13 protein-coding genes are annotated in these 12,670 nt (G+C 52.7%); 5 read left to right on the plus strand and 8 right to left on the minus strand.

Annotated elements, in window-relative coordinates; genetic code table 11:
- Window positions 1–20: 20 nt before the first annotated feature.
- From EPG66_RS01735 to EPG66_RS01745, 3 genes are read right to left on the minus strand one after another with little or no spacing between them, the layout of a single operon-like run.
- Complete coding sequence (locus EPG66_RS01735; protein WP_182685804.1) at window positions 21–1,439, minus strand: hypothetical protein; 1,419 nt, start codon at window positions 1,437–1,439, stop codon at window positions 21–23.
- Between the two features lie 50 nt (window positions 1,440–1,489).
- On the minus strand, window positions 1,490–2,440 hold the full coding sequence (locus EPG66_RS01740; protein WP_083067956.1) for a glycosyltransferase family 2 protein: 951 nt from the start codon (window positions 2,438–2,440) through the stop codon (window positions 1,490–1,492).
- A complete protein-coding gene (locus EPG66_RS01745) occupies window positions 2,440–2,796 on the minus strand; it encodes a GtrA family protein (RefSeq protein WP_039386343.1) in 357 nt (118 codons plus the stop codon). The genes EPG66_RS01740 and EPG66_RS01745 overlap by 1 nt, the downstream gene beginning before the upstream one ends.
- Window positions 2,797–3,025: 229 nt before the next feature.
- On the opposite strand from EPG66_RS01745, the gene tyrR reads away from it, so the two are divergent.
- The gene (gene tyrR, locus EPG66_RS01750; RefSeq protein WP_031591537.1) at window positions 3,026–4,591 is read left to right on the plus strand and encodes a transcriptional regulator TyrR; all 1,566 of its coding nucleotides are present in this window, start codon (window positions 3,026–3,028) and stop codon (window positions 4,589–4,591) included.
- A gap of 50 nt (window positions 4,592–4,641) precedes the next feature.
- Here the strand turns inward: tyrR and tpx are convergent, their stop codons facing one another.
- Window positions 4,642–5,145, minus strand: a complete 504-nt coding sequence (tpx, locus tag EPG66_RS01755; protein WP_010244619.1) for a thiol peroxidase — start codon at window positions 5,143–5,145, stop codon at window positions 4,642–4,644.
- Window positions 5,146–5,291: 146 nt separating this feature from the next.
- On the opposite strand from tpx, the gene ycjG reads away from it, so the two are divergent.
- Window positions 5,292–6,275, plus strand: coding sequence for an L-Ala-D/L-Glu epimerase (gene ycjG, locus EPG66_RS01760; protein WP_182685806.1), 984 nt, complete (start codon window positions 5,292–5,294; stop codon window positions 6,273–6,275).
- On the opposite strand, the gene mpaA is transcribed toward ycjG, so the two are convergent.
- A complete protein-coding gene (gene mpaA, locus EPG66_RS01765; RefSeq protein ID WP_033757784.1) occupies window positions 6,250–6,957 on the minus strand; it encodes a murein tripeptide amidase MpaA in 708 nt (235 codons plus the stop codon). The genes ycjG and mpaA overlap by 26 nt on opposite strands.
- A gap of 152 nt (window positions 6,958–7,109) precedes the next feature.
- Between mpaA and EPG66_RS01770 the strand changes: the two genes are divergently transcribed.
- From EPG66_RS01770 to ynaL, 3 genes are all read left to right on the plus strand, one after another.
- On the plus strand, window positions 7,110–8,729 hold the full coding sequence (locus tag EPG66_RS01770; RefSeq protein WP_182685808.1) for a peptide ABC transporter substrate-binding protein: 1,620 nt from the start codon (window positions 7,110–7,112) through the stop codon (window positions 8,727–8,729).
- A 117-nt stretch (window positions 8,730–8,846) separates the two neighbouring features.
- Window positions 8,847–9,830, plus strand: coding sequence for a zinc transporter ZntB (gene zntB / locus EPG66_RS01775; RefSeq protein WP_031591531.1), 984 nt, complete (start codon window positions 8,847–8,849; stop codon window positions 9,828–9,830).
- A gap of 294 nt (window positions 9,831–10,124) precedes the next feature.
- The gene (gene ynaL, locus EPG66_RS23315; RefSeq protein ID WP_281369229.1) at window positions 10,125–10,271 is read left to right on the plus strand and encodes a proline-rich small protein YnaL; all 147 of its coding nucleotides are present in this window, start codon (window positions 10,125–10,127) and stop codon (window positions 10,269–10,271) included.
- A 45-nt stretch (window positions 10,272–10,316) separates the two neighbouring features.
- Here the strand turns inward: ynaL and ttcA are convergent, their stop codons facing one another.
- The 3 genes from ttcA to EPG66_RS01790 form a co-directional block, all read right to left on the minus strand.
- Window positions 10,317–11,252 carry a tRNA 2-thiocytidine(32) synthetase TtcA gene (gene ttcA / locus EPG66_RS01780; RefSeq protein WP_182685810.1) on the minus strand — a complete coding sequence of 312 codons (936 nt, stop codon included), beginning with the start codon at window positions 11,250–11,252 and terminating at the stop codon, window positions 10,317–10,319.
- Window positions 11,253–11,560: 308 nt separating this feature from the next.
- Window positions 11,561–11,719: a hypothetical protein gene (locus EPG66_RS01785; RefSeq protein ID WP_167620266.1), complete on the minus strand. Its 159-nt coding sequence runs from the start codon at window positions 11,717–11,719 to the stop codon at window positions 11,561–11,563.
- Window positions 11,720–12,406: 687 nt separating this feature from the next.
- A complete protein-coding gene (locus tag EPG66_RS01790; protein WP_115758485.1) occupies window positions 12,407–12,667 on the minus strand; it encodes a hypothetical protein in 261 nt (86 codons plus the stop codon).
- Between the last annotated feature and the right edge of the window lie 3 nt (window positions 12,668–12,670).

The raw sequence follows: 12,670 nt of genomic DNA on the forward strand, positions 1-12,670 counted from the left end.
GGCATTGCCGCCTTTATTCATTAGTGTGCCTGACGCAGCACCTGTCGGGAGTCGATGACCAGACACTCACCCGGACAGCCCGACTCATCAGTGATCACCGGATCCGCTGGCAGCGTGTAGGCCATTCCATTTTTCTCCCTGATAAAATGCGCCATCCCGCCGAATGTCCATGACATGCTTAACCCCAGTCCGCCGAAGTCGTCATATTTCCGTAGCGTCGCAACCTTGGGCAGATACTCCCCGGTCAGCCGATAATAGAGCGCACCCTGAAAATCTTTAGGTACCTGCTGAGTGATTGCCTGCTCAAGCAGGGCAAATTCTTTGCGGGCGGGTACCGAGTAGCCATTAATCAGGTGGCTTATCGACAGCGAGGCGGCAGCTATCACCAGCAGTGCATAATAGGTTTTTTTCCATTTTAACTTTTTGCTGATTTCAAACAGTCCCAGGATAAACGCGCTGGTGGTGATCAGCGCACCGGCAATCAGGGTCCGGTAGGCCGCCATACTTTCACTGACAATCAGATTAGGCAGCGCGGCAATCAGCAGTAAGATAAACATCAGATAAAATTTGTCGTTGCCTGCTGCTTTAATTTTCTTAAGCCCAAAGCCAATAATGATCGATGAAATGATCACCGACACGGATTTTGCGCCGAGGTCAAAGTTGCAGATAACGTTCTTAAGGTATTCGCTGAAAAACCATTTCAGTTTAACCGGGACGTCGTAGCTGAATGCGGAACGCGGCAGCGAATGGCCATAAATCTGTACGGGCAGTACCTTCGAGGCAATGAGCGCTGCGAACATTCCTGCGCCCAGCACCATCAGAGAGATTACCGCACGCTTCTTATCGATTTTCCGTTCTGAAAGGCACAAATCCAGTGCGGCAAAGAAGGTAAAGCTCATCGCAGCCGGTTGATAAAGACAGAAGGCCATGGTCAGCAGGCAGACCGCTATAATGCGACCTGTGATGCCCGGTTTTATCGAGAAGCGGTAGCTGGCACCTGCCAGCAGAATTGCAGCGATATAGGGAAAGCAGGATGCCCATGCAATATAAACCTGGAATGAGGGCAGCAGACAAAGCAATAACGCAAAGGTGATCCGCTGAGCCTGATTCTCCAGCAGCGCATATTTCTGACACAGGGTATAGATGTAGTATCCGGTAAAGATGAGCAGAACAATTGCGACAGAACGCAGCAGCGCCAGGCGTTCTACGCTTTCCACCAGAAAAGAGGCGCTGTACTGAATAATGCCATATACCGGCCTGCCGGATAACGTGTCCCAGTTTAAAATACTCAGCTTGTCAAAATTAGCCCAGTAGAGGTTTGTCCAGTCATCGGTGTAGGCATAATGGGTTAAATAAGCAGGACTGTAAGCAATCAGGAAAACTATCACAAAAAGCAAAAAGACCTGACGGCGGGTTATGCCGTTATCAGTGGCGGTCATCTGTCATCCTTTTTAATCTGTCCATCTTCTCTGCCCCCTGAGTGGGCAATTTAGTCGGTATTCTGAGGGGCGGTGATTTTTGTCGGCGCGGATTTTCGCAAAATATAGCGAGGCCGATTTTTGGTTTCCATGTAAATGCGGCCGATATATTCACCCAGCACGCCAATCCCAATAAGCTGAACGCCACCAAGAAACAGCACGGAAACCAGAATAGAGGGATAGCCTGGCACCGGGTTACCAAACAGCAGTTTATCCAGGATCATCCAGAGTCCATATAGAAAAGCTAGCGAGGCCACCAGAAAACCCAGATATGACCAGATGCGAAGTGGAACCGTAGAGAATGAGGTCAGTCCCTCCAGCGCAAGATTCCACAGCTTCCAGCCGCCGAATTTACTATGGCCCGCGATCCGCTCAGTACGCACATATTCCACGATATCAGTCTTTCCGCCGACCCAGCTCAGAATCCCCTTCATAAAGAGATTCTTCTCGGGCAGCAGCTTAATATTTTCGACGACTTCACGCGACATCAGACGGAAATCACCGACATTCTCTTCTATCTGCGGATGGCTGATGCTGTTATGCAGTTTGTAAAACCAGCGGGCGGTTTTGCGTTTGAGGTGGCCATCGGCACTTCTGTCCATCCGCTTGGCAAGAACAATATCAGCACCCGCCAGCCACTTGCTGATCATCTCAGGTATAACAGTGATGGGGTCCTGTAAATCCACATCTATCGGGATAACGGCATCGCCGGTTGCGGCTTCCAGGCCGGCAAACAGCGCGGGTTCCTTGCCGAAATTACGAATAAACGACAGGCTACGTACCAGCGGATCGCTCTGACTCAGTTGGGTAATCAGCGCATGCGTTGCATCTGTGCTGCCATCATCAACAAAAACAATCTCAACCTGCCAGGCTGCCAGCGCTTCATATTTTCTGACCGCGTCATAAAAAAGAGGGATGACCTCCTCTTCATTAAATACCGGTACCACCAGAGAGATTTTCATTATTCTCCTTTAAATACGATAAAGCGGGAAAAAAGAAAGCCACACGCCAGACTGATAGCCGATGAGGTGATCAGCGTAATAATCGGATAGAGGCCGAATCGATCAGCCAGATAACCGACGCTGAATGCCATCGCGCCCATAAAAAAGACGTAAAGAATATATCGCCACGCTGTCGCCTGCTGTTTAAATGTCCAGCGCGCATTAACAAAGAAAGAGAAGGTAACGGCCAGGCAAAAAGCAATCAGGTTCGCGGTCGACTGGAACAGCCCCAGACTGAGGCAGATAAAAAAGGTCACCCAATGAATCAGGGTATTTACCAGACCCACAGTCAAATATTTTGCGAAGAAAGTCAGCATTTTATAATCATTTCTAATCGGTTGGGAAAAATATACAGCAATCCGCCAGCAATCAACAGTCTGGTGCTGACAAAGGCTGACAATCAGTGGCGGCTCGTATGATTCAGCAGGGCAGTACAAAAGTCCGCCATACGCGTCGGAACTGTCAACTTTTCCTGACAGATCCCTTTCTGCAGGTGCGCGACTTAGCGTATTATTGTCTTATCTGAACCTGATTAAGGCGAACGCAATGCGTCTGGAAGTGTTCTGTCAGGACCGACTCGGTCTGACGCGTGAACTGCTCGATCTGCTGGTGGCACGCAACATTGATTTACGCGGTATCGAAATCACGGCGCTGGGCCGCATATACCTCAACTTTTCTGCACTGGAATTTGACGCCTTCAGCAATCTGATGGCTGAAATCCGGCGTACACCGGGCGTAACAGATGTGCGCACGGTAGCGTACATGCCCTCTGAACGCGAGCATCGTGCGCTGAGCGCGCTGCTGGTGGCGATGCCGGATCCGGTTTTTTCCATCGATCTGAAAAGCAAGGTTGAACTGGCTAATCCGGCCGCACAGAACCTGTTTAATCTCGATGAAGAGAAGATGCGCAACTTCAGCGCCGGTAATCTGATTAACGGCTTCAACTTCATGCGCTGGCTGGAGAGCGATCGGGTTGAAGCGCAGGCGCAGCATGTGGTCATTGAGGGCCGCGATTTTCTGATGGAAGCGCGTCCTATTTATCTGCCGGGCGAAGAGGGCCAGAATGACAGGCCGGTGGGAGCGATGGTGATGCTGAAGTCGACAGCCCGCATGGGTCGTCAGTTGCAGAATCTGGTGGTCACCGATGAATCGGAGTTTGACCATATCATTGCTGTCACGCCGAAGATGCGTCAGGTGGTGGATCAGGCGCGTAAACTGGCGATGCTCGATGCGCCTTTACTGATTGTTGGCGACACCGGCACCGGGAAAGATATGCTGGCACGCGCCTGCCATCTGCGCAGTGCCCGTGGCAAGAATCCCTTCCTGGCGCTGAACTGTGCCTCTCTGCCCGACGACGTCGCCGAAAGCGAGCTGTTTGGTCATGCCGCCGGAGCCTATCCGAATGCGCTGGAAGGTAAGAAGGGCTTTTTTGAGCAGGCTAATGGCGGCTCTGTGCTGCTGGATGAGATTGGTGAGATGTCGCCGAGAATGCAGACCAAGCTGCTGCGTTTTCTCAATGATGGCACCTTCCGCCGCGTCGGTGAAGAGCATGAAGTGCATGTCAATGTGCGGGTAATCTGCGCTACGCAGAAAAACCTGATTGAGCTGGTGCAGCGCGGGGAGTTCCGCGAGGATCTCTTTTACCGGCTCAATGTGCTGACGCTGCAACTGCCGCCTCTGCGCGATCGTCCGCAGGATATTCTGCCGCTGACCGAGATGTTTGTTGCCCGCTTTGCGGATGAGCAGGGGATGGCGCGTCCGCGACTCTCACCGCAGCTTAACGCTTTTCTGACCCGCTACGCCTGGCCTGGCAACGTGCGTCAGCTGAAAAATGCGCTTTATCGGGCATTAACCCAACTGGAAGGTTACGAACTGCGTCCGCAGGATATCGTGTTGCCTGAACAGGCTCTGGATGTGTCACTGGGCGATGAGGCGCTGGAAGGGACGCTGGATCAGATCACCAGTCGTTTCGAACGGTCGATTCTGACGCGGCTCTATCTCTCCTATCCCAGCACCCGAAAACTGGCAAAACGGCTTGGTGTGTCGCATACGGCGATTGCTAATAAATTGCGGGAGTATGGTCTGGGGCAGAAGCGCACCGAAAGCGAATAAACGGCAAACAGAAGATGGGAAGCGGATAACCTGGTTATCCGCTTTTTTTATTACTTCAGCGCGGTCAGCGCAGCGTCATAATCAGGCTCAGTGGTGATTTCATCAACCAGCTGGCTGTAGATCACTTTATCGTTCTCATCCAGCACAATTACGGCACGTGCGGTCAGACCTTCCAGCGCACCATCGGCAATTTCCACGCCATAATCATATTTAAACTCGGAGCCGCGCAGCGTCGACAACGTCACCACGTTGTTCAGGTTTTCTGCGCCACAGAAGCGCGACTGGGCAAACGGCAGATCGGCAGAGATGCATAACACCACGGTGTTATTTAGTTCGCTCGCGGCCTGATTGAATTTGCGCACCGATGAAGCACAAACACCGGTATCTACGCTCGGGAAAATGTTCAGAATTTTGCGTTTTCCTGCATACTCAGAGAGCGCGACGTTGACCAGGTTTTTCGCTACCAGCGTGAAAGCTTTGGCTTTATCGCCAGCCTGAGGAAACTGACCCGCAACCGGTACGGCGTTACCCTGAAAATGAACAGTCTGAGACATAGTGATTCCTTTTAATGATAAAAAAGATCTGACACAAAACGGCTAAAGATAGCCGTTGTTTATGACATAAATGTTAAGGGTTTACGAGTTCAATTGTGGAATTTAACGTGGCGGTCTGCCACTGCGTCGCACATTGTGGAGTGGAAATGAGAACGGTAAAAAGTTATCCCGAAGCCTGGCCGTTGCATACGCCGTTTGTCATTGCCCGTGGAACCCGGACTGAAGTCAAAGTGGTGGTGGTGGAAATTGAGGAAGACGGAGTAAAAGGCGTTGGCGAAGCGACGCCTTATGCGCGCTATGGTGAAAGCGAGGCCTCGGTGCTGGCGCAAATCGCCGCGCTGCTGCCCGCGCTGCAACAAGGCATGACGCGCGAGGCGTTACAACAGGCGCTGCCCGCCGGGGCTGCGCGCAACGCCATTGACAGCGCTCTGTGGGATCTCGCCGCACACCAGCAGCAGAGCAGCCTCTGGCAGCTTAGCCGCGTGACTGCACCTGAGGATGTGGTGACCGCGCAGACCGTCAGCATTGATACCCCCGAGGCGATGGCCAGCAGTGCGCTGGCGCTGTGGCAGCATGGTGCAACACTACTGAAGATTAAGCTGGATAATAATTTCATTACCGAACGGCTGATGGCGATTCGCGCCGCCGTGCCGGACGCGACCCTGATTGTGGATGCCAATGAATCCTGGCACGCCGAAGGTCTGGCGGCGCGCTGTCAGCTGCTGGCGGACATCAATGTGGCGATGCTGGAACAGCCTCTGCCAGCGGGTGAGGATGCGGCGCTGGAGAACTTTATCCATCCATTACCGATCTGCGCCGATGAGAGCTGTCACACCCGTGACAGCCTGGCGTCGCTGCGAGGCCGTTATGAGATGGTCAACATCAAGCTGGATAAAGCGGGCGGGCTGACTGAGGCGCTGGCGCTGGCCGATGCGGCTCTGCAGCAGGGGTTTGCGGTAATGCTCGGCTGCATGCTCTGCACCTCGCGGGCGATACGCGCCGCACTGCCACTGGTGCCGCAGACTCGCTTTGCCGATCTCGACGGGCCGACCTGGCTGGCGGTAGATGCAGAACCGGCGATTAAAGTGCGCAACGGTCAGCTGATCATTGCTGCCAGCGCAGCAGATTAACCATCATCTCCAGGTAGGTTTCAGTGGCTTCATCCACTGAAATCACCGGCATTTCAGCAGTCACGCAGGGCAGACTGAGATCTTTACACCAGCTGCCGAATGAGCCTGGCGTGTCATAACCAACGCTGCTGACCCGCGGAAGGCCGGTGTGGCTGGCCAGCCAGCCCCCAATCTCTGCCTGATGCGGGTCGTCAATACAGCCCAGCGGTTCATGCCATGAGACGATCCAGCGTGGTTTCAGCTGATGAATCAGCGCACAGAGCGCCTGGGTTTCCGGTTCAGAAGCCGGATGAGTGCCGGTCGAGAGCGCCACATCACGATCATCGGCAGCGCTGTTCCAGCGATACACCGTCTCGCCTGACTGCCAGTTCGCCGCCGGAAAGTTGCGGTTGAGATCGACGCCGTTTGCGTTCGCGCGCAGTCCGAGCTGACAGCCATCAGGATTGACCGCTAACACCACGTGGTGCCGCCGCATTCCATCAGGCAGCGTCCGTAATGCGGCGGAGAGGGTGGCGATGGCCGCATTCTCATCACCGTGGGTACCCGCCAGAATCAACCCGCTCTCGGGATCGCCCAGCGGCGCCGGAAACCAGAGCAGCGGCGCACCCAGCACTGAGCGGCCATACTGCTGATAGGGGACGTCCAGTTTGCCGCGCAGGGGACGTGGATGGAGTGGCGACATAGTTATTTCCTCAAAGGGTTTTACTAAAAGTAGCGGAAAAGCCGAGTGCGGAAAATAGCTATTTATCTGTCAGCCATTTGCGCTAAAGTGCCCTGCACAAGTTGCATCGGCAACAGACTGATGCAGCGCTTCTTTGGGGTAAAGGAGTGATAATGGTCAAGACCTTTCGCATGACGCTGGCAGCAATCAGCCTGAGCAGCATCATCACACCCGCCATCGCGGCGAATCCACCCGCTGGCGCACAGCTGGCTGAACAGCAGCAGATCGTTCGCCATATTAAAGATGAACCCGCTTCGCTCGATCCGCTTAAAGCGGTAGGACTGCCTGAAATTCAGGTGATACGCGATCTGTTTGAAGGGCTGACCAATCAGGATGCACAGGGCAAAATCGTGCCGGGCGTGGCGCAGAGCTGGAGCAGCAGCGATAACAAAACCTGGGTCTTTACGCTGCGTAATAACGCGCGCTGGTCGAACGGTGATCCGGTCACGGCTCAGGATTTTGTCTACAGCTGGCAGCGGCTGGTCGATCCGAAAAACAGTTCAGCCTTTGCCTGGTTCGCGGGCTTAAGCGGTATTCAGAATGCGGTAGCGATTACCAAAGGCGAAATGACGCCCGACAAGCTGGGTGTGGTCGCACAGAGTAAAAACCAGCTTAAGGTGACGCTGGATCGTCCGGTGCCGTGGTTCCCGGCGCTGGTGGCTAACGTGGCGCTTTTTCCGGTGCCGCAGAAAATTATTGCTCAACGGGGTGACAGCTGGACGTCACCCGGCAAACTGGTGGGCAACGGGGCTTATCAGCTCAGCGAACGCGTAGTAAACGAAAAAATCGTACTGACACGTAATCCTCACTACTGGGATGATGCGCATTCGGTGCTGACGAAAGTGACTTTCGTGCCGATTAATGAAGAGTCGAGCGCCACTAAACGTTATCGATCCAACGATATTGATATCACCGAATCCTTCCCTAAAAACATGTATGCGCTACTGAAGAAAACCCTGCCCGGAGAGGTCTACACACCTGACCAGTTAGGCACCTACTACTACGCGTTTAACACGCAGAAAGGGCCGACGGCCGATGTGCGGGTTCGCAAAGCGCTCTCCTGGTCTATCGACCGGAAAGTGATTGCTGAAAAAGTGCTGGGCACCGGTGAGAAACCGGCGTGGCACTTTACGCCAGATGTGACAGCAGGCTTTAAGCCACTGCCCACATTCATGCAACAGCACGATCAGAATAGCCTGAATGCACAGGCTAAATCGCTGCTCGCTGCTGCCGGTTACGGTCCCGGCAAGCCGCTGAAACTCAAACTGCTCTATAACACCTCTGAGAGCCACCAGAAGATTGCGATTGCTGTGGCCTCGATGTGGAAAAAGAACCTGGGTGTGAATGTCACGCTGGAGAACCAGGAGTGGAAAACCTATATCGACAGCCGTAACAGCGGAAACTTCGATGTAATCCGCGCCTCGTGGGTCGGTGACTACAATGAACCCTCCACCTTCCTGAATCTGCTGACGTCGGGCAACAGCAGCAACATCGCGCGCTTTAACAACGCGGATTATGATGCGGTTATCGCCAAAGCCAGCCGGGAGACCAGCGATCAGGTACGTAACAGCGATTACAACCGTGCCGAACAGATCCTGGCTGAGCAGGCTCCGATCGCCCCCATCTATCAGTACACCAATGGCCGCCTGATTAAACCCTGGGTCAAAGGCTATCCCATCACTAACCCTGAAGATGTCGCCTACAGTCGTGAACTGTGGATTGAAAAGCACTGAGTGCAGGTGGCCGGTCAACCGGCCACCCTCTGACATTTTTCTACACAGCCCGGAGATTGCAACTCAACACCGTCACGCTAGACTGTATCGTATTGATTTTAGTAGTGAGGCGATGGTGTGGACGTAATTGAAGGAAAAGCGTTACAGGTTTCAGATGCCATAATTTCCTGCCAGCTGGATGGCAAGGGCGGGATGATCCCGATTGCTGAAGATGAAGTCATCCAGTGTGAGCAGCCCTGCTGGCTCCATCTGAACTATACCCACCGTAAAAGCGCGGAATGGCTGCAGTCGACGCCACAAATCCCTGATGCCGTGCGAGACGCCTTAGCAGGCGACAGTATGCGTCCACGCGTCAGCCGGCTGGGCGACGGCTTTATGATCGTGCTGCGCAGCGTCAACCACAACAGCGATGCGCGTCGCGACCAGTTGGTGGTGATGCGGGTGTTTATCAACGATAAACTCATCGTCTCGACCCGGCGGCGTAAAGTTTCTGCCGTCGATGAAGTCCTTACGGATTTGCAGAATGGTAACGGCCCGATTGACTGCGGCAGCTGGCTGGTCGATATCTGTGATGCTCTGACCGATCACACCAGCGAGTTTATCGAAGATTTACATGACAAAATCATTGAGCTGGAAGATGCGCTGCTTGACCAGCGGATGCCAGCACGAGGCGAACTCGGCCTGCTGCGCAAACAGCTGATTGTGATGCGGCGTTATATGGCACCGCAGCGGGATGTCTATGCGCGGCTGGCCAGTGAAAAACTGGCCTGGATGGATGACAGCGAACGGCGCCGGATGCAGGAAATTGCCGATCGGCTGGGACGCGGGCTGGATGATCTGGATGCGGGCGTGGCGCGTACCGCGATTCTGGCTGATGAGGTTGCTTCTGCGATGGCGGAGTCGATGAACCGTCGTACCTATACCATGTCACTGATGGCGATGATTTTTCTGCCAGCCACCTTCCTGACCGGCCTGTTTGGCGTCAACCTGGGCGGTATTCCGGGCGGCGAATGGCGATACGGTTTCTCTATTTTCTGTCTGCTGCTGGTGGCACTGGCCGTCGGGGTAGCGGGGTACCTGCGCAAACGGCGCTGGCTCTGACGTTATGCGTAGCGTATCGGTTATCTGCGCTGAAAATCCCGTAAAGGACGCAAAAGCTGATCGACATCAAGAACCCATTGTCGCTGCTGACGCAAACTCTCTCCCGCAGGTGAATGCAACGTCAAGCGATGGGCGTTGCGCTCCATATTGTCTTACTTCCTAATTTAGAATTAATGCATAGCACATTTAATTCGAAACATGCCGGCCCGTGTGCCGGCTTTTTTTTTGCCCGCCTGGCTGTAACGCCGTTCCTTACCTAAGCTTAAAATCCATTCGCAACAAAAGGAGTACGGCATGAGCGAGATTTTTAACAGCGAGCCGATCCCCACGGATCCGACCCCGATTCCTGAGCCGATTCCTCAGCCACAACCCCAGCCTGATCCGCCGACAGATCCGGAGTTTCCACCGATAATGGATCCACCACCGCACCGCAACATATAAAAAAAGGGCGTGCTGCCAGCAGCACGCCCTTAATCTGTCCAGCACTTATTTAATCTGAATCACATCCAGACGCGCGCTGGTATCCGGGGCATCCTCTTCATCAGCCCGCCAGCCAACAGGCTGTAGCGGCAGGCTTTCCCGGTCAAAGGCGAGGTCTCCGCCATCAACCACCGCATCGCCATGCTTAATGCTTTTAAAATCGAACAGGTTGATATCCGCCATATGTGACGGCACCACATTCTGCATCGCGCTGAACATGGTTTCGATACGGCCAGGATAGCGCTTATCCCAGTCTCGTAGCATATCGGCCACCACCTGACGCTGCAGGTTAGGCTGAGAACCGCAGAGGTTACACGGAATAATCGGGAACTGACGCGCTTCTGAGAAGCGGATGATATCTTTCTCACGGCAGTAAGCCAGCGGACGGATCACAATCTGCTTGCCATCGTCGCTCATCAGCTTTGGCGGCATGCCTTTCATTTTTCCGCCGTAAAACATGTTCAGGAACAGCGTCTGCAGAATGTCATCGCGATGGTGGCCCAGCGCAATTTTAGTACAGCCCAGCTCGGTCGCGACGCGATAGAGGATGCCACGACGCAGGCGCGAGCAGAGTGAGCAGGTGGTTTTGCCTTCCGGGATCTTATCTTTGACGATGGAGTAGGTATCTTCTTCGATAATCCGATACTCAACGCCCTGCGACTCAAGATATTCCGGCAGGATATGCTCAGGGAAGCCCGGCTGTTTCTGGTCGAGGTTAACGGCAATCAGACTGAAGTTGACCGGCGCGCTTTTTTGCAGACTGCGCAAAATTTCCAGCATGGTGTAGCTGTCTTTGCCGCCCGACAGGCATACCATGATGCGGTCGCCTTCTTCAATCATATTAAAATCTGCAATGGCTTCGCCGACGTTACGACGCAGACGTTTTTGCAGTTTATTGAGGTTGTACTGTTCTTTCTTGTCAACCGTTTGATTATCTTGCATTTTTACCTATCTCAAAATCCAGAAAGCGTAGCTAAAGGGCAAATTGCCGTGCGCGTTCAGCCAGACACTTCACTGCGGTGTCACGAATATGCAGCGTATGGTACGGATTGTTGCCGCGAATGCCAGTACTGGAGTGAAGTAATCAGCGGATAGCCGCCCGGCGAATCCGGCAGAGGCTGCCCGTTAAGGGAGGCAGCGACGTAAATCGATGCGGCGGTACTCAATGAAGCAAAGAGGGCAGGCCTTACCAGGCCATTGCCCAAAAACTGTGGGATGGGACAACACGAACAGAGTTCAACTATGCGATGTCAGCTGGCTGGCACATCTTTCCACTGGCAATCGATTTCATCATTGTGCGCAGAACAGGATGGCGGTGATGCCTGGTAAGCATCAGCCCGCGCATTCTCTTTTTTTGCCGCACAACCCGCAGTCATAAAAATGATTGAGATAATTAACAGAGATTTCATCAGAGCGACCAGTTAACAAAAAAAAGAGCATGCACCGCTATTAATCAATCATGCCTAAACGGAGTTCTGTTTATGCTTATCTGATCTGAAAACTCTATTTGAATTGTTGCTATAAATTCGCAGGGAGTTAAATATCATGATGTACTGTTAATTTCATTATCGAATGAATCTGAAAAACCTTGCTGTTGAATGTGCGTTGACACTGCCGGGTTATAATTAAGATCATCTAAATTGCACAAACATCAGGTTTTTTGTGTCCCGTTAAATCTGAAACGATTTTACTGGCACATATCACCACGTCCAAAACTGTTGCTTTTCAAAGCAGACGGGTGAAATTAAAGCCATTAAAGTGAATGTGAAAGTTAAAAAGGGTGGCTTTAATTTTTACACTCATAACTTTTTTCCTGAGAGACCTGCTGTGACTTTATCGTTTCGCACATCATGGCAATGCAGGCAGCGTAACAAATCGTTAAATTGCTGGCTATATATGTGAATAAGGACGGAGAAAAGTTTAAAGGGTATGAGACATCAGGAAAACACGCACGATATAAAAAATCATGGTGTCCGATTTATATTGACGCTGATACTCTTTTTACTCTGCTATGTTGCAGTTATGTATTGCGGCGTTTTGTTGCTGGTAAACCGACACGGATTACTGCATTTTCTGCTGCACTGAATTTAGTATTGCTAGCCACAGGCTTTAAAAATCCAGCGATAGGCATGATGTAAAAAGTGTCTGAGCATTTCCAGCAAAGTTTCAGCGCCTTCCACCGCCAGACATTGTCCGGTCTCAAGCGCATTATTCACGGAATTACGATGATCCAGGATCATCATGATAGCCACAGCGCCCGCAATCAGCGTAAAGATAAACATGCTCAATACCGGCCAGCTACTTTTACGTGCAGAAGCGGACAGGGTATCGTCACGATGGTCAGAGTTCTGGCGCATTTT

It is taken from the genome of Pantoea pleuroti (genome assembly GCF_014156615.1).
GTDB classification, from domain to species: Bacteria; Pseudomonadota; Gammaproteobacteria; order Enterobacterales; family Enterobacteriaceae; genus Pantoea; species Pantoea agglomerans.

What these genes read in the sequence shown, in the direction of transcription:
- EPG66_RS01735 (WP_182685804.1), bottom strand. Translation starts at nt 1,439, where the DNA reads ATGACCGCCACTGATAACGGCATAACCCGCCGTCAGGTCTTTTTGCTT.
- EPG66_RS01740 (WP_083067956.1), bottom strand. Translation starts at nt 2,440, where the DNA reads ATGAAAATCTCTCTGGTGGTACCGGTATTTAATGAAGAGGAGGTCATC.
- EPG66_RS01745 (WP_039386343.1), bottom strand. Translation starts at nt 2,796, where the DNA reads ATGCTGACTTTCTTCGCAAAATATTTGACTGTGGGTCTGGTAAATACC.
- tyrR (WP_031591537.1), top strand. Translation starts at nt 3,026, where the DNA reads ATGCGTCTGGAAGTGTTCTGTCAGGACCGACTCGGTCTGACGCGTGAA.
- tpx (WP_010244619.1), bottom strand. Translation starts at nt 5,145, where the DNA reads ATGTCTCAGACTGTTCATTTTCAGGGTAACGCCGTACCGGTTGCGGGT.
- ycjG (WP_182685806.1), top strand. Translation starts at nt 5,292, where the DNA reads ATGAGAACGGTAAAAAGTTATCCCGAAGCCTGGCCGTTGCATACGCCG.
- mpaA (WP_033757784.1), bottom strand. Translation starts at nt 6,957, where the DNA reads ATGTCGCCACTCCATCCACGTCCCCTGCGCGGCAAACTGGACGTCCCC.
- EPG66_RS01770 (WP_182685808.1), top strand. Translation starts at nt 7,110, where the DNA reads ATGGTCAAGACCTTTCGCATGACGCTGGCAGCAATCAGCCTGAGCAGC.
- ynaL (WP_281369229.1), top strand. Translation starts at nt 10,125, where the DNA reads ATGAGCGAGATTTTTAACAGCGAGCCGATCCCCACGGATCCGACCCCG.
- ttcA (WP_182685810.1), bottom strand. Translation starts at nt 11,252, where the DNA reads ATGCAAGATAATCAAACGGTTGACAAGAAAGAACAGTACAACCTCAAT.
- EPG66_RS01785 (WP_167620266.1), bottom strand. Translation starts at nt 11,719, where the DNA reads ATGAAATCTCTGTTAATTATCTCAATCATTTTTATGACTGCGGGTTGT.
- EPG66_RS01790 (WP_115758485.1), bottom strand. Translation starts at nt 12,667, where the DNA reads ATGCGCCAGAACTCTGACCATCGTGACGATACCCTGTCCGCTTCTGCA.